Raw genomic sequence first — 25,444 nt, 5'->3', positions numbered from 1 at the left:
AGTTTTGATTACGTGACCACCACAACTCATAAGACACTTAGAGGGCCAAGAGGTGGATTGATCCTATCTAAATTAGAGAACGAAAAGATCTTAAATTCCAGAGTATTCCCTGGGATCCAAGGTGGGCCACTTATGCATGTGATCGCAGCTAAAGCGGTTGCATTCGGAGAAGCATTATCACCGGATTATAAAAAGTATATAGAAACCGTTCTTGCAAACGCGAAAACTCTCGCAGAAGTATTCGTAAAAAGAGGTTTCCGAGTAGTGAGCGGTGGAACAGACAACCACTTAGTATTATTGGATGTTTCCGTAAAAGGACTCACTGGAGCAAAGGCCGCAGACGGATTAGACGAGGTCGGAGTAACAGTAAATAAAAACGCGATCCCATTCGACAAGAATCCACCTGCTGTCGCTTCCGGGATCCGCTTAGGAACTCCTGCACTTACCACAAGAGGGCTCAAACCTTCCGATATAGAAAAAGTAGGACATTTGATCTGCGATTTCTTGGATAATCCTGACGACGAAAAAACGAAAGAGAAGGTTAGAGAGGGAGTGAAAGAGATCACTCAACAATTCCCGATGACTAACTTCCGATTAGATTAAATCATCCGAATATTTCAAGATAGATGAAGTTTTTACCTTTCCTTTTTGAAAAGCGGGAAGATGAACATCCTGCCCTAAACGGACTTAGGGCATTCTCTATCTTTTTAGTGATATTATTCCATATGGGAATAATATTCAAATCGGATGATCCTAGGATCATTTGGTTTCTTCAAAATCTTAGAACTGGCGTAGATCTATTCTTCATGTTGAGTGGATTTTTGATCTACGGAGGTCTATTAAACGAATACAAAAGAACATCCAAATTAGATCTAAAGAGTTTCTACTTAAAACGAACTCTTAGGATCATGCCTGCTTATTATTTCTGCATACTTATAAATTATATTCAGGCAAAGAGCGCATACAAACTCCTCGATAAGATACCTACCCCAACCCAAGCGGAGATCGTTGCACATCAAAAATTAGGCATTACTCTATCGAATACTTGGGGAGACGTTCTATATATCTCCAACTATTTTAAAGAAAGATTATTCCAATTCGGTTGGTCTCTCTCGGTCGAAGAACAATTCTACTTAATCGTTCCTTCTCTTTGTTTGTTCCTACTTTTTAAGGTCAAAGAAAACGTTAGGAGAACGATCTTAGTTATATTATTCTTTATACCTTTGATCATCCGCGTAGTCTATCATTTCATAGGGATCGATAGGATCCTAGTCGAAGTACATACAGAAACCCGTTTTGATTTTTTGATCTTAGGAATGTTGATCGCAGAGTTAACACGCTGGAAGCCCGAATTTTTTCAGAAGAGCACATATAAGACCGGCCTATTATTCAGCGTCGGACTTTTAGCAGTTCTAATATTTACTTTCCAATTAAAACGTACCGGCGCAAATTCCATCTTCATATTCACTCTGTTCCAATTAGGGTACGGATTATTATTTACGATCACCTTGGTAGAAGGAAGTTTTTGGAATAAGATTTTCAGTCTCTCCGTTTTCAGACCGGTAGCACGTACAAGTTATACGATGTATCTATGGCATGACCCATTTATCGGGCTGGCAATATTCACATTATTCGGAAAGAACTTTTCTCCACAGACAAGTATATGGGCGTTCTTGCTCATCGGGATCTATGCAACTGCATTGATATTCTTACTTTGTATTCCTATTTTTTATGCGATCGAAAGACCATTCTTGGCCTTAAAAGATTTTTTAATCAGAAGGTTAAAATCAAAGAAAGAGATAAATATTTAACAGGCCGCCCCCTCGCTTCGCTCGGGCCGGGCTGCTCCGGCTTCGCTAACGCTCATCCCGACAGATTTATACTCGAGATCCGGACCTATCCAGACCCGTCGGGACTAAAGGCCTGCGTATCCCTGGCGGATTTACAAGAATATTTTTCTGTAATCAGATACTTACTAAATTAAAAACAAATTTATAATCGAACAAACCGTTCAATTATAAATGAAAAAACTAGTTTTCAACGAACTCAGATTTTATTTTGTATTTCAAACCGGCAATCTTCCGCCTGTTTACAAAGAGAAAAGAGCAAGAGATTGAAATATTTACTTTCTAAGAATGAATCCGAATTACAGTCGTTAAACGGATTGAGGTCCATATCGATTTTTTTGGTGATAATATATCATTTCTGGCATAACGCAGAGATGAACCATCTTTTGAGCTATGAGAATCCATTAACTAAAATTATTTTTCATAACTTCAGGACCGGTGTGGATCTATTCTTTATATTGAGTGGATTTTTGATCTATAGCGGACTTTTAGCGGAAAAAGATAAAACCGATACGATAGACCTAAAAAAATTCTATCTAAAACGAACTCTTAGGATCATGCCCGCGTATTATATTTGTCTTCTTGTTTCTTATATTCATTCCAAGACATTATTAAAAGTATATACCGCAAATCCTGATATCGCACCAAACGGGGCAGATGGAATTAAAAGATTGGGATTGATGCTCTCCTATTCTTGGACTGATTTTGCATATATCTCCAATTATTTCAAATATCGTCTTTATCTATATGGTTGGTCTCTCTCTATCGAAGAACAATTTTACCTTGTGATTCCGGGATTATGCCTTCTGTTTTTTTTCAAAGTTTCAGATAGAATGCGGAGATATTCCTTACTTCTATTATTTATGGTCCCGTTTATTATACGAATTGTTTATATGCTTCGAAGTTTAGATGAAGGGATCATCTTATATCATACGGAAACTAGATTTGATACATTGATCTGCGGAATGTTGATCGCGGAATTTGTTCGTTGGAAACCTGAATTCTTTCAATCGGAAGATCGTAAACCTGCTTATTTCTTAGGGGCAATTTCCATTTTATTTTTAGGACTCGCATACTCCACAGAAAGGATCGGTTTAGGTTTGATATTCAATTTCACCGCTTTTCATATTGGATATTCCGCGTTATTTATATTAACCTTATGGAAAGGTGGGATCTTAAACCGGTTCTTTAGCCTACCGATCTTTCGCCCGACCGCAAGAACTAGTTATACGATGTATTTATGGCATACCCCCTGCACTGCGCTTGCGTTAGGGATTATTTTTGGGAATAAGGTTCCTGGAATTCTAAGCTGGGATAAATTCTGGCTTTACGGTTCTTTTGCGGTCTTAGTTTCCTTTTTAGTTTGTATTCCTATATTTTATATAACCGAAAAACCGTTTCTAACATTAAGAGACTATCTTACCAGAAGGCTCGGAAAGAAAGAATTGGTAAAAGTTTCCTAAATCAAAAGACCCCGAAAGATCGGGGTCTTCTATTATACGATCTTTCGTATCCTCAAGGGGCCTGAGATTTTATCCAAACTTCTCGATCCAGAACATATACCTTACAGTGATCCGTTCCGAATGTCCTGAATTCCAAAAAACGAAATCCGAATTTTTCATAAAATTTATGGGCCTTTAAATTTTCCAAAAGAGGATCTACAAGCACGGAATGAACGGATGAATTCGAAAAACATTTTCCGATTGCGTCCGCCATGATCTTTGTGCCGTAACCTTTTCCTAAATTCTCCTCATCTCCGAGCCAAATATCCACCGCCATAAAACCAGGACCGATCTCACCCCAATAATGAGAATCCTCCCTTTGAGGATCGATGATCTGAACGAATCCGATCGGGACTCCGTTTTTTTCTGCGATCAATTGTTCTCTCCAATCCGGAAAACGTAGTAGCTCGGTTTCCCAACCCCAGTCGTCGTTAGGGTCAGATTGGATCACATGTTCTTTTTCATCCCATTCTTGCAGGATTTGCAGATCGGAATAATTCGCAGGTCTAAGAGAAATTCCGGATTTCTCCATAAGAAATTTATAAAATTCCGTTAATCTCTAACACGATCATAAAGACGGAGGTAGTAAATCCCGCGAGAAAACATCTGTAACTCCATTTTAAATATCTATATTTCGTAAAGTACAAGGACTTTCCCATCTGATATAGATCCCTGCCCAATGCCTCGTACAAAGTAGAATCCTGTTCTGCGATCTGCTCCATCTTAGTTAAAAACTCCGCTTCTGTGTATGGAGCAAAATTCCCGAAAAACAAAGGATTGGTCTTTCCATTCTTCTTTTGTTTAAAGGTGGGCATAACTGCAAAGATCGCTAAAGTCGCAGCGATCACAATAAATACCATCAATGTCAAAAGACCGGCCCTATAAATCGGCTTTTGTACATAACCGAGAGAAAGAGAAAGCATTACAAACGATGCAGCAATCAGTATATTCGCCTTTTGGTCGGCCATTTGGCTAAGTTGAGAATGATGCTGATGAACGGTCCTAAAAAGATAGTCCACCGAAGAACGGGCCTTGACCGCTTTGAAATAATCGGATTCCATATATTTCCAAGGATTTGGGAAAAATTTTTTAGACAAGACTTAAATTCTTATCTAGGTATAAGAAATACGTTTAATAGGAATATGAGAGCGAAAAGTCTCCGTATTCACCTGGATCGACAGCTATACATCTAAACTGACCGTCGAAGGTATTGATTGTTACGGTCGCAGTTGCTACGTCCGCCGCATCTGCATCATATCGATTTGTAATTGTAGCCGATTTATAGTTTTGTTGGTCCAATATAACGTTTTGGTCTCCGACAAATAAACTAATTTGACCACCTTCTGCAGTCAGTGTAAGATCTATCGGATCCGAAATAAAATTCGTAGTAATCCTATAAAAGTAAACCGGCTTCACGACACCAGATCCGTAAATCGGGGGATCCATAAGAGTTAAATCCTGAACCGAAGGATGCGCGCAAGAAGTTGCAGGGGAAGCAATCACAATAGCAGCTAAAGTCATCACAACCATAGGACTGCCTCCTCCGTCATCCTTACATGCCTGTGTAGAAAATAATAGAAAGCAAAGAATAGATAGTATACCAATATAGCGCTTCAAAAAAAGCCTCTTATCTTAATTTCAAATCCATATCTTTAGGTATAATGCTTCCTGACAAATTCAAATTTAGCCATATGAATATCCCGTTTGGATGATCTATCCGATTCAATCTTTCTTTATAAATTTCAGCACCCTCTGCACCACCTCGTAGGAGTATCTTTATTTGCGAACCTCTATGTTTGAATTCCAACATAGAGAAATACTGTTTTGCATATTTAAACTTCGTTCAAAAGATCGTCCCATATAGCATATATTTTATCCGTAATAACGAACAATATCTTTTCTTATGCCAGGCAGGCAAAATAAGGGATTAAATCCCTCTCCCTTGAATAGGAGAAGGATCGCAAATTTGCGGAAGGTAAAAGTCCATGTCGGATCATAAAATGCAAAGAGGAAGCTTAAACGCTCCGAACGATGTTGTTCGTTTCGGTTTAATTAAAAAGGAAGAAGTAGTCTTGGATGGAGTAATCGTGCATAGAGTCACGTTTGATGTAGGAGCAAAATGGTCCAAGGACCTGAAACCGGTTGCGGGAACGGAAAGTTGCCTACTGCCTCATGTCGCTTATGTACAATCAGGACGATTACATGTAGTTATGGATGACGGAAGTGAGGATGAATTCGGCCCTAATGATATTATGCTTCTTCCCCCTGGGCATGATGCCTGGTCCGTGGGTGACGAGGCTTGCGTTTTTATAGAATTCTCCGCAGGCGGAGATATCTACGAACATAATCATTCTCATTAGAATTAAAACGGAATTTCGTTCATTTCGAAATTCCGACCCTATCTCTCTATTATAAATATATAATATATTTAAACATATTCTTTTCGATCTTACATTTCGGATCATAGATCGAGCAAATATAGGATCTTATTCTGTAGGAATTCCGACATAATTCGATTTCGGTCCGAAGTCTAAAATCCTCTTTTTAAGATCCGGCGCCAGCCAAATCACTTTACAATTTTTAACATATCGTATATATAGTATATATGCATTTAGGTCCTTTAGAAGGTTTCCAAGAGCAGTTATATAAACCTATCTTAAGTTGGAATAGGGAAAATATCGGACTTTTAACTGGGAGAGAGGGGATCTATAAATTGGCCTTGGGCTGGGAGTATGCATTTGCAGTTTCCGGATTCCAGGTATTCAATTTGGACTGCGCGATCCGTTTCGATGTATTCAGGATCACAGAAGAGACCAGAAAACACGGGATCTCTCCCGAGGAAATTTTAGAAAGGATCCTAGTCCAAAGAGCATTTACTCCATATCAAATTCTAGATTCGCTTCGAGAAATTTCGTCTTCTAAAAGAGAAAATACAGTCTATTTCATCTTAGCTCCTTGCAAACAATTCTTCGACGGAGATGTGCAAGAAGACGAAGGGCTTTTCCTTTTAGAAAAACTAGTATTACTTTTACAATATATACGAAGCCAACAGATCCCGATCCTTCTTGTGGAATCCACAAAATATCCTCACCCGAATTTTCAAAAAATTTTCCCTAAGCTGATCGAACTCTCGGAAGATCTTTGGGAATTAAGGATCGTAGAAGGTCATTCTTATCTGAAGGTCAGAAAAGCGAAACAGATCACAACTATAGATTCGAATATAGAAGAGGAGTTTACATGGGCAGGACAGTAATTCCTTATTCCAGACAAATGCAATATGTGGAGTCCAGCTTAGGACAATACAGAAGGGGTTTAAGAAAACCGGACCAAGAAATTTTCGATGAATTGATACGAACCGCAAAACTTCAGGTACAAGCTGGGGTAATGGCGTCCTCTCCATATCCTATAGACATTATGCTTCTCACCATGATGATTGATCTAAAAAAGGAAATATCCAGGCTAAAAAAAGAATTGGAAACTTTAAAGGGATCATAGTGAACCTTTTAAAAGCAAAAGGCCATTTGTTCGATGTGTATCATGCGGAAGATACGGTATATCTTTGGTTAAAAACGGAAGACGGGGCCCAATTATTATTTCTAGACAAATTTTATCCGATCATATACGTTAAAGGAGAAGATAAATACCTAAAAAAACTAGTCAAACGACTATACGAATTGGATGCAATCTACGAAGTTCCCAGATATGAGAACAGGACTTTATTCTATGAGAATAGATCTGTACCTGTCCTAAGGATCGTTATCTCCAGACCCTCTATCCTTCCCAAGATCAGCCGCAAACTATACGCTCTATACGGAAAATTCGAGATCTATCATTCGGACCTGGATCTACCTACGAGTTATATGTTTCATAAAGGTTTATTTCCATTATGCAAAATGGAAATCGATTATATCGAGGATCCTGGAGGAAGAAGGATCCAAAAAGTCCAGTCCAAAGATTCTCCCTCTGAAATGGACTATGAAGTCCCTAAATTCAGGATTATGAGATTAAAACTATCCAAAAGCCATAGGATCTCTCTCGAAAATAACCCTCTTATAATAAAAACTGATACTGACTATCATGAATTATCCGGAAAAAATCCCAGAATTTTATTAGAAAAACTTGATACACTTTTAAAACAAGAGGACCCGGATATCCTTCTTACTACTCATGGAGATCAGGTCATTCTACCTTATATCTTTTACCAATCTCAAAAAGCCGGGTTTTTGCCGGCATTGGACAGGGACAGAAGCACTCCTATCCGCAGGAATATCACTACCAAGGGAACCAGTTATTTTACTTACGGGAATATAGTGTTTAGAGCCCCTTCTTATCCGTTATTCGGAAGATGGCATATAGATTCTAAGAACAGCTTCGTATATAAAGAAGCGGATCTAATGGGAGTCATAGAACTAGCTAGATTATCCAGACTCCCCATGCAAAAAATGGCAAGAGCATCCACAGGAAAAGCGCTTACGTATATAGAAACGGACGTGGCATTAAGAAGAGGTTATCTAGTTCCTTGGCAAAAGAGCGCGGTAGAATCTCCAAAAACAGCATTACAATTATTAGAAGCGGATAAAGGAGGGTTGGTATTCCAACCGGATATTACTCAGGGAAAAACCGCCGAAAATGTAGCTCAACTAGACTTCGCACAAATGTATCCTAGCATCATGGCAAATCATAATATTTCTCCTGAATGTGTGAACTGCCTATGCTGCGAATCGGATAATTCAGTTCCTAAAGTCCCCGACATAGGTTATCGTATATGCGATAAACGTATAGGAGTAGTATCGGAAGCCCTCCAACATGTCTTACAGAGAAGAGCATATTATAAACAACAGTCCAAAGTTTCCGAAGGAAAGCGCCTTAAAGAATACGAATCTAAACAAGCTAGTTTAAAATGGATGCTTGTCACTTCATTCGGATATTTAGGATATAGAAATGCAAAATTCGGAAGATTAGAAAGCCATGAAAGTGTGAACGCTTTCGGAAGACAGATACTTCTACTCGCAAAAGAAACAGCTGAAAACTTCGGATACGAATTTGTACACGCGATCACTGATAGTATCTTTATCAAAAAATACGATTCCAGTCCTTTCAAAATAGATGAATTAGATTCTCTATGTATGGAGATCCAAAAACAAACGGGTATAAAGATGGAAGTGGATGGGGTTTATACTTGGTTACTTTTTCCCCCGTCTAGCCAAGATACGGAAATGCCTGTAGCAAATCGTTACATGGGACGATTTCAATCCGGAAAATTAAAATGTAGAGGGATAGGAGCAAGAAGAAAGGACCTACCCTACTTTATAACATATGCTCAAACCGAAATGTTGGAATGGATGCAATCCAAGGTAACGATCAAAGAACTAAAAGAAGGAGAAGAGGAGATTCTATCCATATATAAAAAATATGATTCTATGATCACCTTAAACTGCATCCCTCCCGAAAAACTATTACTTACTAAATCGAGCTCCAGAGATTTAGAAGAATACGAAGTAATGGGGGCGACTGCGCTCTCCATGCTAAAACTGAAAGAATTCGGAATGGGTGTGCAGGCAGGAGAAAAAATCAAATATTTGGTATTAAATCAAAGATCCAAAAATAAGGATAAACGTTACATGCCTGAAGAAGAACTGCAATTATATCCAAATAAGATCAAAGGATCCGGACCGGATACGGAATATTATAGAAAAATGTTAGTAGGCGTATTTAGGGAAGTATGGGCCGAATTTGCTTCTTTCAAGGATTTTGACGCACTTATAGATCCGCAAGGGAGATTTGATTTTTAGATCAAAGTGCTCCTTTCTGCATTAATTCTAAATTTTTAATATACCTTTCCCTTTCCCCAGGGTTATCCGACTTACTCTTAAACTCTAGTCCTAAGACCAAATGCCCGTCCTCATCCTTACTCCACCAACGGATCGTTCCGGAAACGGTAAGAGGAGCCTGCATTTTAAATAAGACATCAAACACAAAATCTTCCTGTTTTGGTAATGTATCTATCAAATTCGGATCATGGATCTTTACCTTGATCCCTTTTGCAGACGCATCTAAAACCCTAAATCTTTCCGTAGTTTTGATCGTATTAGATTCTTTGATCCGATCTACAACTTCTTTAGAAAGTTTTCCAAGCTCGGCAAGATACTCAGAGCTTAGTTTTTTATCCTTACTTTGGATCCAAATATATCCGATCGGGATCATCTCATTAGAATGATTTTTATAAATGATCGGCCGAATAAGTTCCGAAATGATCTTTTGGTCCTTAAACTTGCGGACAACAGTACCGATATCGTCATCGATCTCTTTGGTATAATTCAATCGATCAGGATCCATGGCAGTAGAATAGGACTCTGTATTTTGAGTATCTTCTAAGAGTAAGGATTTACGGGTTCGTTTTACGATCTCGAATTTCCTATCCAAACCGGGTTTAAAAGCATCGATTACTATATTATCCGAACTATTCTTCTTTAAACGATTTTTATAATCCTCGAAGTTGACTTTTACAAGGGTAGGAATATTGAACATATTCGCATCGATTACCGTTTTGGAAGAAATCACATTAGTCACAAAAGTTTTGCCGTTCGGCACTACAATCCTCGGAGCTTCACGATTCATTTTCGCGATCGCCAACCGTTCCACCTTAAGAAGATAAAGGCCCTTTTCTATTTTCTGAAGTAAGAGGCAATCTAACTCTATAAATTTAGCTAAGATCTTATATAGAGAGACCTTCTTGTCTCCGCTCTCATCCAAACCTTCCGGGACTTGGATCAGGACTTTTTCATCCTCTTCCATGTATTTTTTGATGATTGCTTTTTTATCAAAAGGATCTACCTTGAAAGTGAGTTCCTGATCTAAGAGATATTTAGTAATTACGTGTTTTTTTTGGTCCTTAGAACTGATATAGTCCAAAGCCCGAGGATTCTTTTCGAAATATTGCATAATCTGAGTAGACGGTAATTAATAAGCGAATTGTTTCTTTTGAAATAACTGATTCACAATTAGAGCAAAGAATGTCTCTCGTTTTTGTTTTTTTAGGACAAAATACCGAGCTCAGGAAAGAATATTTTGACCGGTCTCCATCCGTTAGGGGCCGATTTAGGATACAAATTATCCCCAAAATTGGGGAGTTACTAAAAAAATAGGAGCTTTTCCGAAGAAAAGGGTCACTAACCGACTCTCGGTCGCTATTTCATTTGATATCTAATCAAATACTAACGTAAGTCCATTCGATAATTAATATCTTGACTATATTTCATTTTGGAAATAAATTATTTATAAATCGAAAGATAATGAAAAAGCTAATTTTAGTCCTTCTATTTATTCTATCGATCCAATCATTCTACGAACTTTCCGCAGACGGTTGTTACTTCTGCGGTTCTGGATCCGGAACGATCTGCAGAGACTACTGCGGTTATTCAGGATCGGATACTTCCGAGAATCGAAAAAAAATGTGAAAAATTGGGCTGTAAGATCGGAGGAACTGCAAGCTGTCCTTCTGCGACCAATTACAAGATTTGTTTTACTGGCATTTTAAATTCTCCTATCCCTCAGAAGAATTTACAAGCATCCCTTCTCGCTAAATAGCTTCGCATCCCGGGGAGAGATCCCCGGGTGTCTTTTCTCATTTAAGAGTATTGATCAAATCACCTAGATCCGCGCTAATCTTATATGAGCTTGCTTCGAATACCATAGCAGGGTTCGTCCCGACAGTCGGACTAAACATTCCTAAACATTCTAGACTTCCTATCCCACATTCTTTAGGATTAGGGGATACCCATAATGCTCTCCATACTGAATAATTATTATCGTAGATCAGTTCTTTTATCGGATTTAGATTTTTATCATACACGATCACTTTGGTATTTGCAGTATATGCTTCATAAGAAGGTAAAATACCTAATGTAGCGACGCTGAATAAGCTGGAAAATATGGTCACAAAATTCAAACCCACATTTCTTGTTTTTTCAAAAACAGGATAATGAAGTCCCATGATATAATAGTCGTAGGGCAAATTTTTAAATGAGTAGATATAATTTTCTCCCGATTTAGAGATCTCTAAAAACTTCTCCAATTCCTTAATACCTGTCGGCCCGGTGACTTCTAAGAAAGATTTTACAAATTTGGAAACTTTCTCCGGATCCAAATCTTTTCGGATCCCATTCGGCTTATTTTCACCCTGGATCGGAAAACTTCCTCCAATCGGATCTTTGATCGTTCTGGAATACGGATCGGATAATGCCTCAAAATCAACAGTCCCGTCCGGGTTTTTTAATTTTGTGGATTTAAACGTATTAAATCCCAAATACGCGATCCTGAATTTTTTGGTTAACTTAGTAGGAGTTCCTACTTCAGTAGTTTGGCTTAGCGAATATCTAGAAGCGCAGGAAATGAATAATATAAGAACTGTTATTAGAAAACTGATCCTGAAAACCATTTGTCGGAAATTTGAACAAACTTTCCAGATTTTGCTACTATTATTTAGTAAAAAAATTTTCGAATTCACTCTACCATGAGGTTTTAAAAAACCTCATGGTAGTCTATATCTATTTGTCTGCCAAAAAACCGGAAAGATCAGATTCAACCTGAGGAATTAAATCCTTATACACTAATCCAGGAACAGCTCCGGACTGCTGTAATCCGCAAGCCCCTCCTTCGCATTCTTTTGGATACGAAGGGGCCCATAATGCTCGTAAAACAGTATAGGACGCGTCATATTCCTTTTCCCAAACTTGATTTAAGTTTTTATCATATACTTTGACTTCCATTTTCGCATTTCCCCATTGGAACGAAGGAAAAATTCCAAGGGACACTACCGAAAATAATGTACTGAACAGATGAGGAAAAACTGTTATAAAATTTGAACTCTGTAAAGCCGGAGATAAATTCCCAACCACATAATAATCCACATCTAAATTCTTTAATTGAGGAGTATAAGTATCTTTTCCGTCTGCGGTTTTCCCACCGTCTTTAACGGCTTCGACCACATGAATAATTTCTTCAGTTCCCGACTTTTTAGTGATCTCAAGATAGTCTGCTACAAACTTGATCACTTTCTCTTTTGGAATATCCTTACGCAAACCGTTGGCTTTTAATTTATAAGCAGGAGTTGCGATCCCTTCCGACAACACTAGGCGGTTCGATTGGTCGATAACTGCGGTATAAGTCCTACTTCTACCATAAGAAGCAGAAAGATAAGATTTGAATGGAACAAACCCGATGTATGCGATTTTCACAGGTTTCTTTAAAGTTACTGGCAGCGTAATGGCCGGATCTGAGGATTTCAGAAAATAATGAGTGTTACAACCGATGAACAATACCCCAATTAGGATAAATGAGCATACTTGAGAAATTCTGAATATTTTAATATTTATCATCAACGGTTCCCCTTGGATTTGCAGACAACAAATCGGTAAGGGGAAATTTTTAAAAGAATAAAAATTGAGATCCGGTCTAAGTTAGCCGGAATCCATCAAAATAACTTTAAACAGTATGTCTTTTTCCGGAAGCTAACACCAAACAGCATAATGCAATTATAATAGTCACGGGAGTAAAAACAATCTGTTCAGTCACGTTCTCCGAATATATATTTCCGACGGTATTTAAGCTAAAAATTAAAACCATAATCCATAACAATCCACGGATCCCAACCATAGGGATTGGAAGACGGATCAGATTTGCTTCTCCAAGTAGAATGATTAAAAAAATAGAATTCAAAACTAGAGATAGCGTTTCAAGAAGAACCATCGACTCCGGGTCGTGAACTCTTCCTCCCCAAACGATCGAATATGGAACCAATCCTGAAAGAACAGAAATATGAAAAAGAATCGATGCAGAAAAAAAGAAGAATAGGATTCCCCTGGCTATCTTATGGATCAGATTCGGTCGATTCATCCTTTCTCCTTTTAAAACTTAAGAACTTCTAAAAGAATTCCTATTACCTGGAAAGATCCAAACCTTTTCAAAAATTTTGGCAAAAAAAATCCCCCAACGAATCAGATTCGGAGGGGGTTTTGTGAATTTTGAAACGGATAAAAGAACTTTAATCTTTTACTTTTTCAGCTCCGGAGCAAGATCCGCAAGCGGAACCTTGTCTTTAGGAAGATTACGATACACATCGTATTCGTATCCGTCTGCAGAATTCCCTTTTGTATTCGGGCCAGCATTCGGATCGTTTTTATGATTGTATCTGTCTCTATCTTCTCTATCCAAGAAAGGTTTGTAATCTGAGCGATAAGCCCATTTGAAAACTGAATTATCAGGATTTTGAGCTACTACCAAACAAACCGGATCGACCCAACCTTCATTCTTTTCGGTTTTGATACGAACTAGTTTTTTAGCTATATAGTAGTGGTTTCTGTAATCGTAAACCTTTACTACTGCACCTACAGGTAAAGATTCCACAATAACCGAGTTAGATTGATCGTCGGAAAGAACTCCAACTTTCGGATCTAATTTACCTTTTTCTAAAGTAGGACAATTAATATTCCCTACCACTTGAGCGGTATTGGAGCAAGCTCCCAACATGAGAGCCGCAATTCCAAGGATCGTAATATTTAATGCTAATTTTCTCATGATCCCTTTCCTTATTGATGATGGTGGAGACAATCTTCTAATCTAGGATCTCCGACCGGAATCAAAGGCGCTTTTTCCAATCTTTTCAGAACTACAAGAGCGAATAAACCGATCACTCCTACTACGGATCCTAAAGATGCAAGGTATCCTCCGAAAGAGAAATCCACGAAATTCGCAGGATATACTAACCAGAAAATTTCAGTCGCTTGAGTGAAAAGGACCCAAACAGCCACTTTTACTAAGAAATCGATATCTCTTTTGTTCGGACGATTTAGCAATAACAAGAACGGAACCGCAAATTTGATCGCAGGTAATGCCAGAGTTAGGTATTGCCATCCGCCGGTAAGTCTTTGTTCGTAGAAGAAAGTTTCTTCCGGAATGGAAGCATACCAGATCAACATGAACTGAGAGAAACCTACATAAGCCCAGAATACTGTAAATCCGAGCATGAATTTTCCTAAGTCATGGATATGGTTTTCGTTAACCAAATTTCCTAAGAACCCTCGTTTCTTGAGGTAATAGGACATGATCACAAAGGAAGAAAGTGCCGCCTGATAAGCTCCTGCGAAACAATACACTCCGAACATAGTAGAGAACCAGTGAGGAGTCAAAGACATGATCAGCATGATCGAAACCAAAGAGAAGGAAAGCGCGAAGAAGATGATATATCCTCCGGCTAACTTCGCATTGAATTGTGTATGCTTAACGTCTTTGTCGCTATCCTGAGTTACGGATTTTTTATGGAAAATATATCCGAAAGTAGACCAAGCAGCGCCTAAAACGATCACCATTCCGGTGAAGAACCCAATGTTTAATAATGGTTTCTTATGTTTTAAGAGTTTATCTGCTTCTACTACTTCAGCGTGAGTCCACTCATATAGATCATGAGATCCTAAGATCAGGACCAGAAGTAAAACTGCAGCCACAGGTACGAATAATCCGTATGTTTCGGAAATTCTACGAAGAGTTACAGGCCAATGAGCTCCCGTAATATGAGCTAAAGATGTGAAAAAGATCCCAGTGAGAGTAATCCCTAAAATGAAGAATGCTCCCACAAGATATGCGGACCAAACAGGATTGGAATGGCCACCTTCATGACGAAGGTTTTCATGTCCAAGACCAAAGGCCGCAAACCCTAGGCTTGCTAAACCTACCAGGATCATCCCGACCAGAGCGTTTCTGGTTTTGGAATCCAGTTTAAAGTTGATTAGGTTTTGTTCTACCTTAACTTCCATTATTTACCAGCCGTTCTATTGGTCTTATTGTCGTATTCTTGTAGTTTACGAACATATAATATGATTTTCCAACGATCTTCGGAAGGAACTTGAGAAGCGTAACTTTTCATCGCTCCCTTTCCTTCAGTGATGATATGATAGATCTGTCCGTCGGAATAACCTTTTGCAGATGCAGAAGTAAGAGCAGCCATCGGGCTTCCATCGGATTGAGCCATGTTCAAACGAGGAGCGGGACCTACTACGGTTCCGTTTCCAAGTCCTCTCACTCCGTGGCAAGGGCTACAATAGGTTTGGTATTTGATCTCTCCTTTTTGAAGGGTAGCCAAATCACCTTTTAGAGGATTAGCTAAACCTTTATTTGGAAGAGCATCCAAACTCTGAGTCCAACCAGCATACTCGTAAGGGAAATATCCCTGAGGAACTGCTCCTACAGGAGGAAGGCGTAAGGAAGTATTGTTCGGAAAATTCGCATCCGCTTCCTGTGCCTCTCTTGCTGGAGAATCCGCCATGTCAGGCATATACTCCATAGGAGGAGTCTTAGACTCGCAGTTCCATAGGATCAAACCTGCGAGAGAAAGAGCAAAAATTCTTTGCAGTGAAATCATCAAGGTTCTCCTATTTCACCGTCTCGACATGTTTAGAGCCGAGGCCTTTGATAAAGTCGGTCACTGAACCTTCGGAATAATTCGCAGAGTTGGAAGGGATCCAAAGAGCGAATTTGTCCGAGGTGATATCCGGATGCAAAACTTTGCGTCCGGTTCTTGGAAGTTTAGCAAGGAAGAACAAAGCTGCAGCAGTAGAAAGTCCAGCCATGAACACTGTAAACTCGAATGTGATTGGAATATATGCAAACCAAGCGTTGAAACTTTTTCCGGAAATATTGATCGGCCAATCGTATTTATGAGTTAAATACTGCATGGAGAAACCGGTAATACATCCAAAAAGACCCATGAAAAAGGTCACCCAAGGAAGTCCGGAACGAGCAAGTCCCATCGCATCATCCAATCCGTGGACAGGATACGGAGTAAAACAATCGAAGTTGGTGTAACCCTTCTCCTTTGTTTTTTGAGCCGCGTCTATGATCTGCGCAGGAGTATCGAATAACCCGAATACTCCGTGCTCTGTCTCTTGGAAAGAATGGAATTGTTCTTTTTTAGGAGAATACATTAATGATGACCTCCGTCTTTATGAGGCATTACCGTTTTCACTTCGGCGATCGCCACAACCGGCAATAATCTACAGAAGAGAAGGAACATTGTGAAGAAGATACCGAAGGTTCCGAGTAACATCATGAAGTCGTAAACTGTTGGAATGTATTTATCCCAGCTGGAAGGTAAGAAGTCCGCGTGTAATGTCATTACGATCACGAAACGTTCGAACCACATCCCGATGTTAACGATGATGGAAACGATGAACATCACAGGGATATTGTTTCTGAGTTTTTTGGACCAGAAAACCTGAGGTGCAAATACGTTACAGCTAAACATGATGAAGTAAGCCCAACCGTAAGGACCGAAAGCTCTGTTTACGAAAGTAAATCCTTCGTATTCGTTTCCGGAATACCATGCCATGAAGAACTCTGTGGAGTAAGCAAGACCCACGATCAAACCGGTGACCATGATCACCTTGTTCATGTTCTCCAAGTGTTTCATAGTGATATAATCTTTCAGCTGGAAGACTTCCCTTGCGATCACCATTAGAGTGACCACCATCGCGAATCCGGAGAAGATCGCACCGGCAACGAAGTATGGAGGGAAGATTGTAGTATGCCATCCAGGAACGATGGAAACCGCGAAGTCGAAGGATACGATCGTGTGCACCGAAAGAACCAGAGGTGTAGAAAGTGCAGCGAGGATCATAGCAACAGTCTCTAAGTGGGACCATGCTTTATTGGATCCGACCCATCCGAAGGAAAGAATATCATATACTTTTCTACGAAGAGGGCTTGTAGCTCTATCTCTTACTGCAGCGATATCCGGGATCAAACCGATATACCAGAACACGAGAGAGATACTCAAGTAAGTGGAAACCGCGAAAGTATCCCAGATCAAAGGAGATCTGAAGTTTACCCAAAGTGGTCCTCTTTCATTCGGATAAGGGAATAACCAGAATCCCATCCAAGGTCGTCCGATGTGGATGATCAAGGTGGAAGCTGCGGTTAATACTGCAAAGATCGTCATCGCTTCTGCGGCACGGTTAATACCGGTTCTCCACTCTTGGCGGAACAGATAAAGAACCGCAGAGATCAGAGTTCCGGCGTGACCGATACCGATCCAGAATACGAAGTTAACGATGAAAAATCCCCAACCTACAGGATTGTTAATCCCGAGGATATAAAGACCTTCGTAAACCAGGTATCCAATGATACCTAAATCGATAACAGTAATGGTAAGAGCCAGAAGGAATGCCTTCCACCACAGAGAAGTGGGGAAAGCTTCTACCGGTCTTAGGATATCCTCGGTTACGTCACGGACGGACTTGCCGCCAGTGACTAAGGGTTGGATATCCAGGGCTTCTTTGATTGCGTTAGGTATAGACATAGCGCTTTAATTACTCCGGATTAAGCTCTTACCCTGGTCAGATATGCGACCTGGGGACCGACATTTAAATACTCAAGAACTCGGAAAGATCTAGGGTCTGCACTAAGTTTGGCAACCTTAGAAGTCTTATCGTTGGTGTTACCGAAGCTGATCGCGTCTGCTGCACAGCTTTGTTCACAAGCACAACGAACTTCTCCGTCTTTAAGAGTTCTACCTTCGTTCTTAGCTTGGATTTTCGCCTCTGCGATTTTGTGAGCGCAGAAGTTACATTTTTCCATAACCCCTCTACCGCGAACCGTAACTTCAGGATTGAGTCCAAGATATCTTGGAGTTCTGGATCCTTTTTCGGCTCCGGTCTCGTTATACCAGTGTTGAGCCCAGTTATAACGACGAACTTTGTAAGGACAGTTGTTAGAGCAGTAACGAGTTCCAACGCAACGGTTATATACCATGTCGTTGATCCCTTCCGAACTATGAACAGTTGCAGCAACCGGACAAACTGTCTCGCAAGGAGCGTTATCACATTGTTGGCACATCATAGGTTGGTGAGCGATCTGAAGATCTTCAGGTCTATCAGGGTCGCCGATATAGTAACGGTCGATACGAAGCCAATGCATCTCGCGACCCACTCTTACTTCGTCTCTTCCTACTACAGGAATATTGTTCTCTACTTGGCAAGCGATGACGCAAGAACCGCAACCGGTACAAGCAGTCAGGTCAATTGCCATACCCCATTTATAGCCAGGGTATTCGTGAACCGGATTGGCTCCGGTTGCGTAGACCATCTTACCGTCTTTTTTGATTTTAGGAATTTCGGATTCCTTCACACCGGAAGCAGGATTTTTCTTCCAATCTTCCAGAGAAGTGGACTGAACTAAAGGACGATCCTCATATCCGAATCCAGGAGATAATACGTGGTGATGTTGGGTGCAGGCAAGTTTGTAGGTTTTGCCGGTCTTTTCTAGAGAAGTAATAGAGATCCCTGAGAATACTCCATCTTCTGCCAGAACATACGCGTTCTTACCTACTTCATTTCCTATTTTTCCAGCAGCAGTTCTTCCGTAACCAACAGCGATCCCGATCGTATCCTTATGCACTCCAGGTTGAACCTGTGCAGGAAGTTCGATAGAACCTTTTGTAGTTTTTACGGAAACTACGTCGTTGGATTGGATCCCTTTCTCTTTTGCTAATGCAGGAGAAATAACTACGTAGTTGTCCCAAGTAACTTTAGTTACCGGGTCCGGAAGTTCTTGTAGAAGAGAGTTGTTTGCAACTTTACCGTCACCGATAGAGCTAGTCTCATACAGAGCTAAACGAAGTCCTGCAGGATAACTTGCAGGTCTTTTCAGAGCAGCTTTGTTGAAACCACGAGTAGCACTTGCAGTTTTTCTGCGATCTTTCGCTCTTACGGTAGTTCCAACTCTTAGAAGTTCTTCCCATTTCTGTTTAGAACCAAGTTTTTTAGTCCAAGAGTTCTTTACGTAATCGTAAAATAACTTCTCTCCGCCGAGTGATCCGCCTGCGAAAGCGATCAAGCTGTCCTCGAAAGAACGAGTGTTGAATAGAGGACGGATCGCAGGTTGTTGGATCGAGAAAATTCCCTTAGTTCCTTCCGAATCTCCCCAAGACTCTAAGAAATGAGTCGTAGAAGCCAGATAATTGGAAGCAAGAGCAGTCTCATCCGCTCTGTCGGAAAGACTTACAGTTAGAGCCGCGTTATGAAGGGAACTTTTCCAGGTTTCTCCAGCTTGGTAAACCAAGTTGGTATCATAAAGAAAAAGAACTCCTACCTTCTGCTGGTCTAAAGATTCACGAAGCTTCTTCAGGTTACCGGAGTAATCCGCTAAACCTTCTTTTTTAGGAGAAGCGTAATCGATGGTCTTACCGTCGTTTTCTAATGTAGAGTTTAAGAAGTTTACAAGGATTTGAAGATCTACAGCTTCTTTAGTAGCAGAAGAAACACCGCCCGCAACCACGAGAGATCTTCCTTTGTTTGACCAAAGAGCCTTAGCAGTTTTTCGAATTCCTTCCGCAGTAACACCAAGATCGTTTGCGAGACTTTCTACAGTAGAAGTTCCAGTAACGTCCTTAGTATTTGCTCCTAATTCTCCAAGACCTGCAGCGATCGCAAGAGCCAATTTAGTTTGGTCTCCAGGACGGATCGGAAGTCTTAGATCCGCGTTAGATCCGGACATAGTAGGAACGGATTCTGCAGCGATGAAGTAATTCAGATCTTTAGCGCCGTCTCTCAAGTTTCTGCGTTTCGCAAAATCTTTTTGATGCTCTTCAGGAGATAACCATCCACCCATGAAGTCGCAATCGATAGAGAGGATCGTATTCGCTAATTCGAAATTATAGTTTGGAACAAGGGCTTTTCCATAAGAAGCAACCTGTCCCTTGGAGATCGCGTCTTCTACAGAAGTGATGGAGATCTCTAAATGTTCTCCGCCACCAACTGCTTTTAAGAAGTCAGCGATAATTGCTTTTGTAGAAGGAGAATCTAAAGGTCTTGTTACGATAACAGTTTTACCTTTATTCTTTGCAAGAGCCTCTTGGACTTTAGAATCCAATGTGGACCATTGAAGATCTTCTACTTTTCCGCCGGAAATTGCAGCTGGGCCTTGTGCTCTATCTGGATCATAAAGATCAAAAATAGCAGCTTGGCCGGAAGCGCCTAGAGCACCTTGAGAAATAGGGTGATCTTCGTTTCCTTCTAATTTAAGAGGACGTCCGTCTTTACATCTTACTAAAAATCCGGTTCCGTTAAATACGGTCGCATAGTAATATGCATGTCCGTGTTTTACGTAATCGAAAGTTCCTTCTTCGGTTTTCAGATCCACATATGGAACGATTTTTTCGACAGGCTTGCGAACGCAGTTTAAGGAAGTCATTGCGACTCCCGCACCCATCAACTTTAAGAAGGTTTTACGATCGAACTCGCCGGATTTAATCCTTGCAATGACTGGATCCGGAGAAGTGAAAAATTCAGAGCGTGCTAGATCCTTCGTTTCTTTATCGTTATCTTTCAGTTCGAGGGAGAGCCAGTGAGCTTTCTTTTCTTTCTGGAAATTCTTTTTATCCATCTGTTATGCTATCTCCTGATTATCTGTGACAGGTGGAACAGTCGGTAGGAGCGTTGTTCTCCCGGTGGCAGTTGATACAGTATCCCATGTTCAGAGATGCTACCTGCTTGACCTTGACCATTTCAGCGACATTGCCGTGGCATTGAGAACAATCCACGCCTCTTGAGATATGGCGTGAGTGATTGAACTGAACATGATCCGGAAGGTCGTGGATCTTCACCCACTCGATCGGTTTGTTCTTCGAATAACTCTCGCTCAAAAATTTGATATCTGGGCTGTTCTTTGCAACAAGCGAGTGACAGTTCATACAAGTTGAAGTATTCGGAACCGTTGCGTGAGCGCTTGTTTCTACACCAGTATGACAATAACGACAATCTATCTTATTATCACCTGCGTGAATCTTGTGGTTAAAAGGTATAGGCTGATCCGGAGAGTAGCCTACATATTTGGAGGGAGAAAAAATCAGGTAAGCCACTGCTGCAATAGCAATAAGCGGAACCGAAAGTTTCAAAGCTTTCTTATTCATTCGTGAGAAGTCCCGTGGGTTCCAAAATAAGGTTTGGGAACAAGGATTTTGGCTTAGGTTAAAATTGCAAGTAAACGCGTAAAAACGTGGTTACTTTGGCGATTTCTTGCATTTTTCTTTGAGACTTAGTATCAATTAAGAAGCGTAACTTTATACTAAGTTCGACCCTTTTTATAACGTAAAAGTTCATGAATAGAGAACCTAAGTTTATTGCGGTTATGTTCAGAACGATCGTTCTTATCTATGTAAAAATTTCTGGATTCTACTTTCGTTCTTCTCTACAATATGAAACTAAATATCAAATTCGGAAAGAATGATGCACCGCGCACTGCTTCGATTTCTGGGAATTCCCTTCGCTTTCCTAGTAACAATTTCCATTATTGCGAAAAGTCCCATAAAAAAGCTAAAGATCACTAGCTTCAATTCCTACTTTCTATACGATGAGATTGGAGATTCGTATAAAACTCCTAAAGATAGAAAACATAGAACGGAAGAAGACTTTTCAAAACTGAAAAAAATAATCTTATCCAATCATCCGGATATCATCGGATTCCAAGAAATAGAAAATGAAGAAGCTTTAAAACATATTATAATAAATGAATATGATTGCAGGGCAACGATAACTCGTGGATATTCCCAGGAAGTTGGCCTTTGCTGGAAAAAAGAATTAGGACAGCCATCGATTCGGGAAATCGAAGAATTATCTCTTAGGCCAGGACTTCGAAAAGGACTTTTGGCAGAATTTGCTTTTGAAAATAAAAAGATCTCGGTCTTAGTCGTTCACTTAAAAGCAGGGCGTTCTCCCAAAGATAAAAAGGAAAGAAAAGAGCAGATCCAGGTCTTACATAAAATTTTACCGGACTTGGGCAAATTCGTTCTATTAGGGGATTTTAATGAAATCCTAGAGAGCCGGATCGATCTTTGGAGAATTTTACAAGGAGATCTAAGGCTCAAGTCCGCAAATTACAAACAACAATCAGACTGCTGGCAACACCAGGATGGATTTATAGATTATCTAATTACAAATCTGCATTGGGAAGAAGGTAGTTTTAAACAGATCAAATTCGGATCAGATGATGGGAATTTCGATGGAAATCCGATCGAGGAGAAAGGTCTTTCGGATCATTGCCCGATCACTGCGGATCTTTTGTTATGATTTGATTGAAAGAAACCGTAAAGGGCCGACTCCAAAGTGAAAAATCGAATTTAATTCTACCAAAGCATTTGTAGGCCATGGGCATCGTAATTTTCTAAATATCTATCTTTTGTAAGGAAAACCAAGCCGAAGTTTAAAGCCTGCCAAATCAAAAATCGATCAAATGGATCCGAATGTTTCACAACAGGTAATTTAAAATAATTCGCAAAAACTTCCGGAGAATCGTTTATAAACTCGAATCCGGATTCTCTGATCTTTCTTGGAAGTTGCTCTGGGGTAATACCATTTAGTTCTAACTTTTTTAAGGAGAATTTTAGTGAGATCTCCCATAGGGAAATACTACTGATAAAGATGCGATTTCTACGATTTAAGATTGTTGTCGCGACTCTATAAGATAGTTTTTCCGGCTGAAATAAGACCCAAAGAAGAGTATGTGTATCCAGAAGATAGGTCACAGATCCAAAAACTCTTCCATATTCATTTTAAAATCTTCGGAAATTTTGAAACTTGCCTTGCCTTTTAAGATCCCGAGCTTTCTCACTTTTGAATTATTAGATTTTTCTTTCTTGGGGTTTTTTTCCGAGGTTTGTCCCAACTCATTTCCTGATTTCTTTTCTAGTGAAAGAGGTTTTTGATTGATTCTTTGATTAATTTTCATGATCTTTATTACATAAAAATTTTGGAATATGTCAATGCGATTCTTAGCAAATCAATAAGGGATAAGCGGAATATTGATTCCAAAGGCGCATTACTCTAAATTCCAGAACTAACACGAACTGTAATTCGATCTTACAAATCGATCTTTCTAAAATTATAATTCTTTTTTCAAAACTGAGATATCAGAGTTCAACTCTTCAATCGAAGATCTCATTTTTCCATTATAAATCCCGCGCAACCGGAGCTGGGGGTCGAGCAGATACACATGATCGGAATGTAAAAAATCGTTTTCTGTTAGCTTTTTCTTTGCGTCTTCTTTGGGAATCGCAGTATCCGCGTTAAAGGAATCTCGAGCCAGATTATAAATTTCCTTTTGATTCCCGGTCAGAAGTTTCCATTTTTCATAGCGGATCTTTCTTTTAGCCCCATATTCCTTCAGTACAGTAGGAGAATCCAGATCAGGTGTCGCAGAAAAAGATAAAATTTGCACATTCGGATCTAACCCGAATTCTTTTTGCACAACACTCAGATTATTCGTGATCGTAGGACAGATCCCAGCGCAACGGGTGAAGAAAAAAGAAACAATCGTAATCTTACCCTTGCAGGAATCTTCGGATACATTTTGATTTTCTTGATCCTTCATTATAAATTTAGAAATCACTCTCGGCTGATCGGTGTTCTCCTGTTCCCAAACCGGCTGTAGATCTTTTCCGAAGTAAAGAGGAAGTTTATCTTTTTGAGGGATCGAAAAACTTGTAATCTCCTTAGAATACTCCTCTTGCGGATCTTTTTTACAATCTTGGAAGATCAGAAAACAAGGAAACAATAGATAACAAAACAATTTAAAATTGGATCGTATTTCCATCCTGGTCTCCTCGGACTTGGCTGCATAATTTTCCACCTGTCATTCCGTATGCTCTTCCTTGATGAATGACGAAATTCATATAGATCTGTCCGTTCTCTCTCCACATCTTCTTTCCGATCACTTTTCCATGATCGAATTTAGAATAAGAATACAAGGATCCTGAATTTCTCCATTCCCATTGGGATCCATGAAATTGACCGTCCAAGTATTCATTATGAAAACGTTTTTTTCCGTCCACAAACCAGCCGAGATGAGTTCCGACTTTTTTGCCTTCTGAAAATTCCCTTTCTGCTAAAACTTTACCGTTTGAGTGTATTTCCTTCTCGGCTCCATCCGGAAGTCCGTTTTTATAGGAAGTGATCCTAATGATCTCTAATTCTTCAAACTTAGATTCCAAAAGTCCGTGAAATTTCTCACCCTTATAAAAAACGACCCTTCCATTCCTAGAAACAAAAGGGTCGTCACTTGCGATCCGGATCGGATCACAAGCGGTCAGAAAGATACAAAATAGGAATATAAAAAATTTCAATCAAACTCTCGATCAGTCTACAGAACCTGGAGTTCCCTTAAAGTAACTTCCTATTATATATCCGTTCAACCCTGTATTGTTTTCTACATGATAACAATAGGTCCCGTCAGGGAACTGAGTAGGAGTACATGCTGTTGAATGTGTCGTAGAATCCAAAGTTGGATAAGATCCGGATTGGCTCTTCTTTCCATAAATCGGAAATCCGTCCAACATCAGCCCTATAAAATTACTATCGTCACTCGTGATTTTATAAGGTTCCGTATGATAATGATACTTTCCAGTGTTCTGAGGATGGCCCTGGGATTGATCCATCGTATAATATTCGGTCGCGAAAGAATCTCCAGGTGCCGCTTGGTTATTGAAGATCACAACTCCTAATGTAGTAACTCCTACAGAATCGGTTCCCGCATTCGATTGGGTACAATTCGTAACTGTCGGAGTAGTCGGGATCGTCATGGTGATATTTTGAGAAATGATACTATTCGGGTTTCCATGAAAACCTCCGCCAGTGTCCATTGCTTCGTAATAAGCGGAAGCTCCACCGTAATAATAACTTTTATGAGGAGGCTTATCATTCGTGGTGATCACATAATTAGAGCCTTCCACAGTTACGGTCACGCAGTGAAAATTATCTTTTATCCAACAAGGGGCCTCTGCTGCGATACTAGTTACGCATGTTGGACCTCCAAATCCGAGGTCATCGGTCGCATCGTTCACTGCTCCTGGGCAGGAAGAATTATCCGTAAGAGTGGTAGGCATTGTAGTGCTGCTCGTAGGCGTACACTGAGAAGCGCCTAATAAAACCGCCGCGGCAGAAAGATCCGTCCCTCCACCCGAGCTATCGCAATTCCAGATGAGAGCCGCAAAAAGAGTAAACGATATATATCGTAATCGAAGCATAAATACTCCAAACTTAGTAGTTCAGAATA

General features: G+C 40.0%; 26 protein-coding genes and 2 pseudogenes. 9 read left to right on the top strand and 19 right to left on the bottom strand.

The window, feature by feature from the left end; translation table 11 throughout:
• From glyA to EHQ64_RS00575, 3 genes and pseudogenes are all read left to right on the top strand, one after another.
• Nucleotides 1-603, top strand: a pseudogene (glyA, locus tag EHQ64_RS00585) (serine hydroxymethyltransferase); the annotation flags it as partial.
• A gap of 23 nt (nt 604-626) precedes the next feature.
• Nucleotides 627-1,811 carry an acyltransferase family protein gene (locus tag EHQ64_RS00580; RefSeq protein ID WP_135647536.1) on the top strand — a complete coding sequence of 395 codons (1,185 nt, stop codon included), beginning with the start codon at nt 627-629 and terminating at the stop codon, nt 1,809-1,811.
• Nucleotides 1,812-2,113: 302 nt separating this feature from the next.
• Nucleotides 2,114-3,310, top strand: coding sequence for an acyltransferase family protein (locus EHQ64_RS00575; protein ID WP_135647534.1), 1,197 nt, complete (start codon nt 2,114-2,116; stop codon nt 3,308-3,310).
• 52 nt (nt 3,311-3,362) lie between these two features.
• Here EHQ64_RS00575 and EHQ64_RS00570 read toward each other — a convergent pair whose 3' ends face one another.
• The 3 genes from EHQ64_RS00570 to EHQ64_RS00560 form a co-directional block, all read right to left on the bottom strand.
• The gene (locus EHQ64_RS00570) at nt 3,363-3,881 is read right to left on the bottom strand and encodes a GNAT family N-acetyltransferase (protein ID WP_135647532.1); all 519 of its coding nucleotides are present in this window, start codon (nt 3,879-3,881) and stop codon (nt 3,363-3,365) included.
• Between the two features lie 7 nt (nt 3,882-3,888).
• Nucleotides 3,889-4,410, bottom strand: coding sequence for a Pycsar system effector family protein (locus EHQ64_RS00565; RefSeq protein WP_135647544.1), 522 nt, complete (start codon nt 4,408-4,410; stop codon nt 3,889-3,891).
• Nucleotides 4,411-4,480: 70 nt separating this feature from the next.
• Complete coding sequence (locus tag EHQ64_RS00560) at nt 4,481-4,966, bottom strand: hypothetical protein (RefSeq protein WP_135647530.1); 486 nt, start codon at nt 4,964-4,966, stop codon at nt 4,481-4,483.
• Between the two features lie 368 nt (nt 4,967-5,334).
• Here EHQ64_RS00560 and EHQ64_RS00555 point away from each other — a divergent pair, with 368 nt between their 5' ends.
• The 4 genes from EHQ64_RS00555 (at nt 5,335) to EHQ64_RS00540 (ending at nt 9,141) form a co-directional block, all read left to right on the top strand.
• Nucleotides 5,335-5,709, top strand: coding sequence for a cupin domain-containing protein (locus EHQ64_RS00555; RefSeq protein ID WP_135647528.1), 375 nt, complete (start codon nt 5,335-5,337; stop codon nt 5,707-5,709).
• A gap of 245 nt (nt 5,710-5,954) precedes the next feature.
• A complete protein-coding gene (locus tag EHQ64_RS00550; RefSeq protein ID WP_135647526.1) occupies nt 5,955-6,602 on the top strand; it encodes a P-loop NTPase family protein in 648 nt (215 codons plus the stop codon).
• Complete coding sequence (locus EHQ64_RS00545; RefSeq protein WP_135647524.1) at nt 6,587-6,844, top strand: DUF8156 family protein; 258 nt, start codon at nt 6,587-6,589, stop codon at nt 6,842-6,844. Before EHQ64_RS00550 ends, EHQ64_RS00545 begins: the two co-directional genes overlap by 16 nt.
• Nucleotides 6,844-9,141 (top strand): DNA polymerase domain-containing protein, encoded by a 2,298-nt coding sequence (locus EHQ64_RS00540; protein ID WP_135647523.1) that lies wholly within the window; start codon nt 6,844-6,846, stop codon nt 9,139-9,141. The genes EHQ64_RS00545 and EHQ64_RS00540 overlap by 1 nt, the downstream gene beginning before the upstream one ends.
• Before the next feature lies 1 nt (nt 9,142).
• Here the strand turns inward: EHQ64_RS00540 and EHQ64_RS00535 are convergent, their stop codons facing one another.
• Complete coding sequence (locus EHQ64_RS00535) at nt 9,143-10,291, bottom strand: DUF1577 domain-containing protein (protein ID WP_135647521.1); 1,149 nt, start codon at nt 10,289-10,291, stop codon at nt 9,143-9,145.
• A gap of 350 nt (nt 10,292-10,641) precedes the next feature.
• Between EHQ64_RS00535 and EHQ64_RS00530 the strand changes: the two are divergent.
• Nucleotides 10,642-10,936, top strand: a pseudogene (locus EHQ64_RS00530) (hypothetical protein).
• 37 nt (nt 10,937-10,973) lie between these two features.
• Here EHQ64_RS00530 and EHQ64_RS00525 read toward each other — a convergent pair.
• From EHQ64_RS00525 to EHQ64_RS00480, 10 genes are all read right to left on the bottom strand, one after another.
• Nucleotides 10,974-11,786 carry an Lp29 family lipoprotein gene (locus EHQ64_RS00525; RefSeq protein WP_135647519.1) on the bottom strand — a complete coding sequence of 271 codons (813 nt, stop codon included), beginning with the start codon at nt 11,784-11,786 and terminating at the stop codon, nt 10,974-10,976.
• A 109-nt stretch (nt 11,787-11,895) separates the two neighbouring features.
• Nucleotides 11,896-12,726 carry an Lp29 family lipoprotein gene (locus tag EHQ64_RS00520; protein ID WP_425460375.1) on the bottom strand — a complete coding sequence of 277 codons (831 nt, stop codon included), beginning with the start codon at nt 12,724-12,726 and terminating at the stop codon, nt 11,896-11,898.
• Between the two features lie 106 nt (nt 12,727-12,832).
• The gene (locus tag EHQ64_RS00515) at nt 12,833-13,243 is read right to left on the bottom strand and encodes a hypothetical protein (protein ID WP_135647517.1); all 411 of its coding nucleotides are present in this window, start codon (nt 13,241-13,243) and stop codon (nt 12,833-12,835) included.
• Between the two features lie 156 nt (nt 13,244-13,399).
• A complete protein-coding gene (locus EHQ64_RS00510; RefSeq protein ID WP_135647515.1) occupies nt 13,400-13,924 on the bottom strand; it encodes an Lsa16 family lipoprotein adhesin in 525 nt (174 codons plus the stop codon).
• Nucleotides 13,925-13,935: 11 nt separating this feature from the next.
• On the bottom strand, nt 13,936-15,159 hold the full coding sequence (locus EHQ64_RS00505; RefSeq protein WP_135647513.1) for a hypothetical protein: 1,224 nt from the start codon (nt 15,157-15,159) through the stop codon (nt 13,936-13,938).
• Nucleotides 15,159-15,764, bottom strand: coding sequence for a c-type cytochrome (locus EHQ64_RS00500; protein WP_135647511.1), 606 nt, complete (start codon nt 15,762-15,764; stop codon nt 15,159-15,161). Before EHQ64_RS00500 ends, EHQ64_RS00505 begins: the two co-directional genes overlap by 1 nt.
• 10 nt (nt 15,765-15,774) lie before the next feature.
• Complete coding sequence (locus tag EHQ64_RS00495) at nt 15,775-16,326, bottom strand: DUF3341 domain-containing protein (RefSeq protein ID WP_135647509.1); 552 nt, start codon at nt 16,324-16,326, stop codon at nt 15,775-15,777.
• Entirely contained in the window at nt 16,326-17,693 is a 1,368-nt protein-coding gene (gene nrfD, locus EHQ64_RS00490; RefSeq protein WP_135647540.1) for an NrfD/PsrC family molybdoenzyme membrane anchor subunit, read from the bottom strand. Before nrfD ends, EHQ64_RS00495 begins: the two co-directional genes overlap by 1 nt.
• 26 nt (nt 17,694-17,719) lie before the next feature.
• Nucleotides 17,720-20,782 (bottom strand): TAT-variant-translocated molybdopterin oxidoreductase, encoded by a 3,063-nt coding sequence (locus tag EHQ64_RS00485; RefSeq protein ID WP_135647507.1) that lies wholly within the window; start codon nt 20,780-20,782, stop codon nt 17,720-17,722.
• 19 nt (nt 20,783-20,801) lie between these two features.
• Nucleotides 20,802-21,308 carry a cytochrome c3 family protein gene (locus EHQ64_RS00480; RefSeq protein ID WP_135647505.1) on the bottom strand — a complete coding sequence of 169 codons (507 nt, stop codon included), beginning with the start codon at nt 21,306-21,308 and terminating at the stop codon, nt 20,802-20,804.
• A 316-nt stretch (nt 21,309-21,624) separates the two neighbouring features.
• Between EHQ64_RS00480 and EHQ64_RS00475 the strand changes: the two genes are divergently transcribed.
• Entirely contained in the window at nt 21,625-22,464 is an 840-nt protein-coding gene (locus EHQ64_RS00475) for an endonuclease/exonuclease/phosphatase family protein (protein WP_135647539.1), read from the top strand.
• A 56-nt stretch (nt 22,465-22,520) separates the two neighbouring features.
• Here EHQ64_RS00475 and EHQ64_RS00470 read toward each other — a convergent pair whose 3' ends face one another.
• The 5 genes from EHQ64_RS00470 to EHQ64_RS00450 all read right to left on the bottom strand — a co-directional run bounded on the left by EHQ64_RS00470 (nt 22,521) and on the right by EHQ64_RS00450 (nt 25,415).
• Nucleotides 22,521-22,919 (bottom strand): type II toxin-antitoxin system VapC family toxin, encoded by a 399-nt coding sequence (locus tag EHQ64_RS00470; RefSeq protein ID WP_135647503.1) that lies wholly within the window; start codon nt 22,917-22,919, stop codon nt 22,521-22,523.
• Nucleotides 22,916-23,122 (bottom strand): hypothetical protein, encoded by a 207-nt coding sequence (locus tag EHQ64_RS00465; RefSeq protein ID WP_135647502.1) that lies wholly within the window; start codon nt 23,120-23,122, stop codon nt 22,916-22,918. The genes EHQ64_RS00470 and EHQ64_RS00465 overlap by 4 nt, the downstream gene beginning before the upstream one ends.
• 153 nt (nt 23,123-23,275) lie before the next feature.
• Entirely contained in the window at nt 23,276-23,986 is a 711-nt protein-coding gene (locus tag EHQ64_RS00460; protein WP_135647500.1) for an SCO family protein, read from the bottom strand.
• Nucleotides 23,964-24,515 (bottom strand): toxin-antitoxin system YwqK family antitoxin, encoded by a 552-nt coding sequence (locus tag EHQ64_RS00455; protein WP_135647498.1) that lies wholly within the window; start codon nt 24,513-24,515, stop codon nt 23,964-23,966. Before EHQ64_RS00455 ends, EHQ64_RS00460 begins: the two co-directional genes overlap by 23 nt.
• Nucleotides 24,516-24,527: 12 nt before the next feature.
• Nucleotides 24,528-25,415, bottom strand: a complete 888-nt coding sequence (locus tag EHQ64_RS00450; protein ID WP_135647496.1) for a YHYH protein — start codon at nt 25,413-25,415, stop codon at nt 24,528-24,530.
• Between the last annotated feature and the right edge of the window lie 29 nt (nt 25,416-25,444).

It is taken from the genome of Leptospira sarikeiensis, from assembly GCF_004769615.1.
Lineage (GTDB): Bacteria > Spirochaetota > Leptospiria > Leptospirales > Leptospiraceae > Leptospira_B > Leptospira_B sarikeiensis.
This window is presented reverse-complemented; position numbering and strand designations above follow the sequence as displayed.

What these genes read in the sequence shown, in the direction of transcription:
- EHQ64_RS00545 (WP_135647524.1), top strand. Translation starts at nt 6,587, where the DNA reads ATGGGCAGGACAGTAATTCCTTATTCCAGACAAATGCAATATGTGGAG.
- EHQ64_RS00485 (WP_135647507.1), bottom strand. Translation starts at nt 20,782, where the DNA reads ATGGATAAAAAGAATTTCCAGAAAGAAAAGAAAGCTCACTGGCTCTCC.
- EHQ64_RS00550 (WP_135647526.1), top strand. Translation starts at nt 5,955, where the DNA reads ATGCATTTAGGTCCTTTAGAAGGTTTCCAAGAGCAGTTATATAAACCT.
- EHQ64_RS00570 (WP_135647532.1), bottom strand. Translation starts at nt 3,881, where the DNA reads ATGGAGAAATCCGGAATTTCTCTTAGACCTGCGAATTATTCCGATCTG.
- EHQ64_RS00450 (WP_135647496.1), bottom strand. Translation starts at nt 25,415, where the DNA reads ATGCTTCGATTACGATATATATCGTTTACTCTTTTTGCGGCTCTCATC.
- EHQ64_RS00505 (WP_135647513.1), bottom strand. Translation starts at nt 15,159, where the DNA reads ATGGAAGTTAAGGTAGAACAAAACCTAATCAACTTTAAACTGGATTCC.
- EHQ64_RS00510 (WP_135647515.1), bottom strand. Translation starts at nt 13,924, where the DNA reads ATGAGAAAATTAGCATTAAATATTACGATCCTTGGAATTGCGGCTCTC.
- EHQ64_RS00480 (WP_135647505.1), bottom strand. Translation starts at nt 21,308, where the DNA reads ATGAATAAGAAAGCTTTGAAACTTTCGGTTCCGCTTATTGCTATTGCA.
- EHQ64_RS00555 (WP_135647528.1), top strand. Translation starts at nt 5,335, where the DNA reads ATGTCGGATCATAAAATGCAAAGAGGAAGCTTAAACGCTCCGAACGAT.
- EHQ64_RS00525 (WP_135647519.1), bottom strand. Translation starts at nt 11,786, where the DNA reads ATGGTTTTCAGGATCAGTTTTCTAATAACAGTTCTTATATTATTCATT.
- EHQ64_RS00465 (WP_135647502.1), bottom strand. Translation starts at nt 23,122, where the DNA reads ATGAAAATTAATCAAAGAATCAATCAAAAACCTCTTTCACTAGAAAAG.
- EHQ64_RS00495 (WP_135647509.1), bottom strand. Translation starts at nt 16,326, where the DNA reads ATGTATTCTCCTAAAAAAGAACAATTCCATTCTTTCCAAGAGACAGAG.
- EHQ64_RS00460 (WP_135647500.1), bottom strand. Translation starts at nt 23,986, where the DNA reads ATGGAAATACGATCCAATTTTAAATTGTTTTGTTATCTATTGTTTCCT.
- EHQ64_RS00535 (WP_135647521.1), bottom strand. Translation starts at nt 10,291, where the DNA reads ATGCAATATTTCGAAAAGAATCCTCGGGCTTTGGACTATATCAGTTCT.
- EHQ64_RS00515 (WP_135647517.1), bottom strand. Translation starts at nt 13,243, where the DNA reads ATGAATCGACCGAATCTGATCCATAAGATAGCCAGGGGAATCCTATTC.
- EHQ64_RS00475 (WP_135647539.1), top strand. Translation starts at nt 21,625, where the DNA reads ATGCACCGCGCACTGCTTCGATTTCTGGGAATTCCCTTCGCTTTCCTA.
- EHQ64_RS00500 (WP_135647511.1), bottom strand. Translation starts at nt 15,764, where the DNA reads ATGATTTCACTGCAAAGAATTTTTGCTCTTTCTCTCGCAGGTTTGATC.
- EHQ64_RS00565 (WP_135647544.1), bottom strand. Translation starts at nt 4,410, where the DNA reads ATGGAATCCGATTATTTCAAAGCGGTCAAGGCCCGTTCTTCGGTGGAC.
- EHQ64_RS00580 (WP_135647536.1), top strand. Translation starts at nt 627, where the DNA reads ATGAAGTTTTTACCTTTCCTTTTTGAAAAGCGGGAAGATGAACATCCT.
- EHQ64_RS00520 (WP_425460375.1), bottom strand. Translation starts at nt 12,726, where the DNA reads ATGATAAATATTAAAATATTCAGAATTTCTCAAGTATGCTCATTTATC.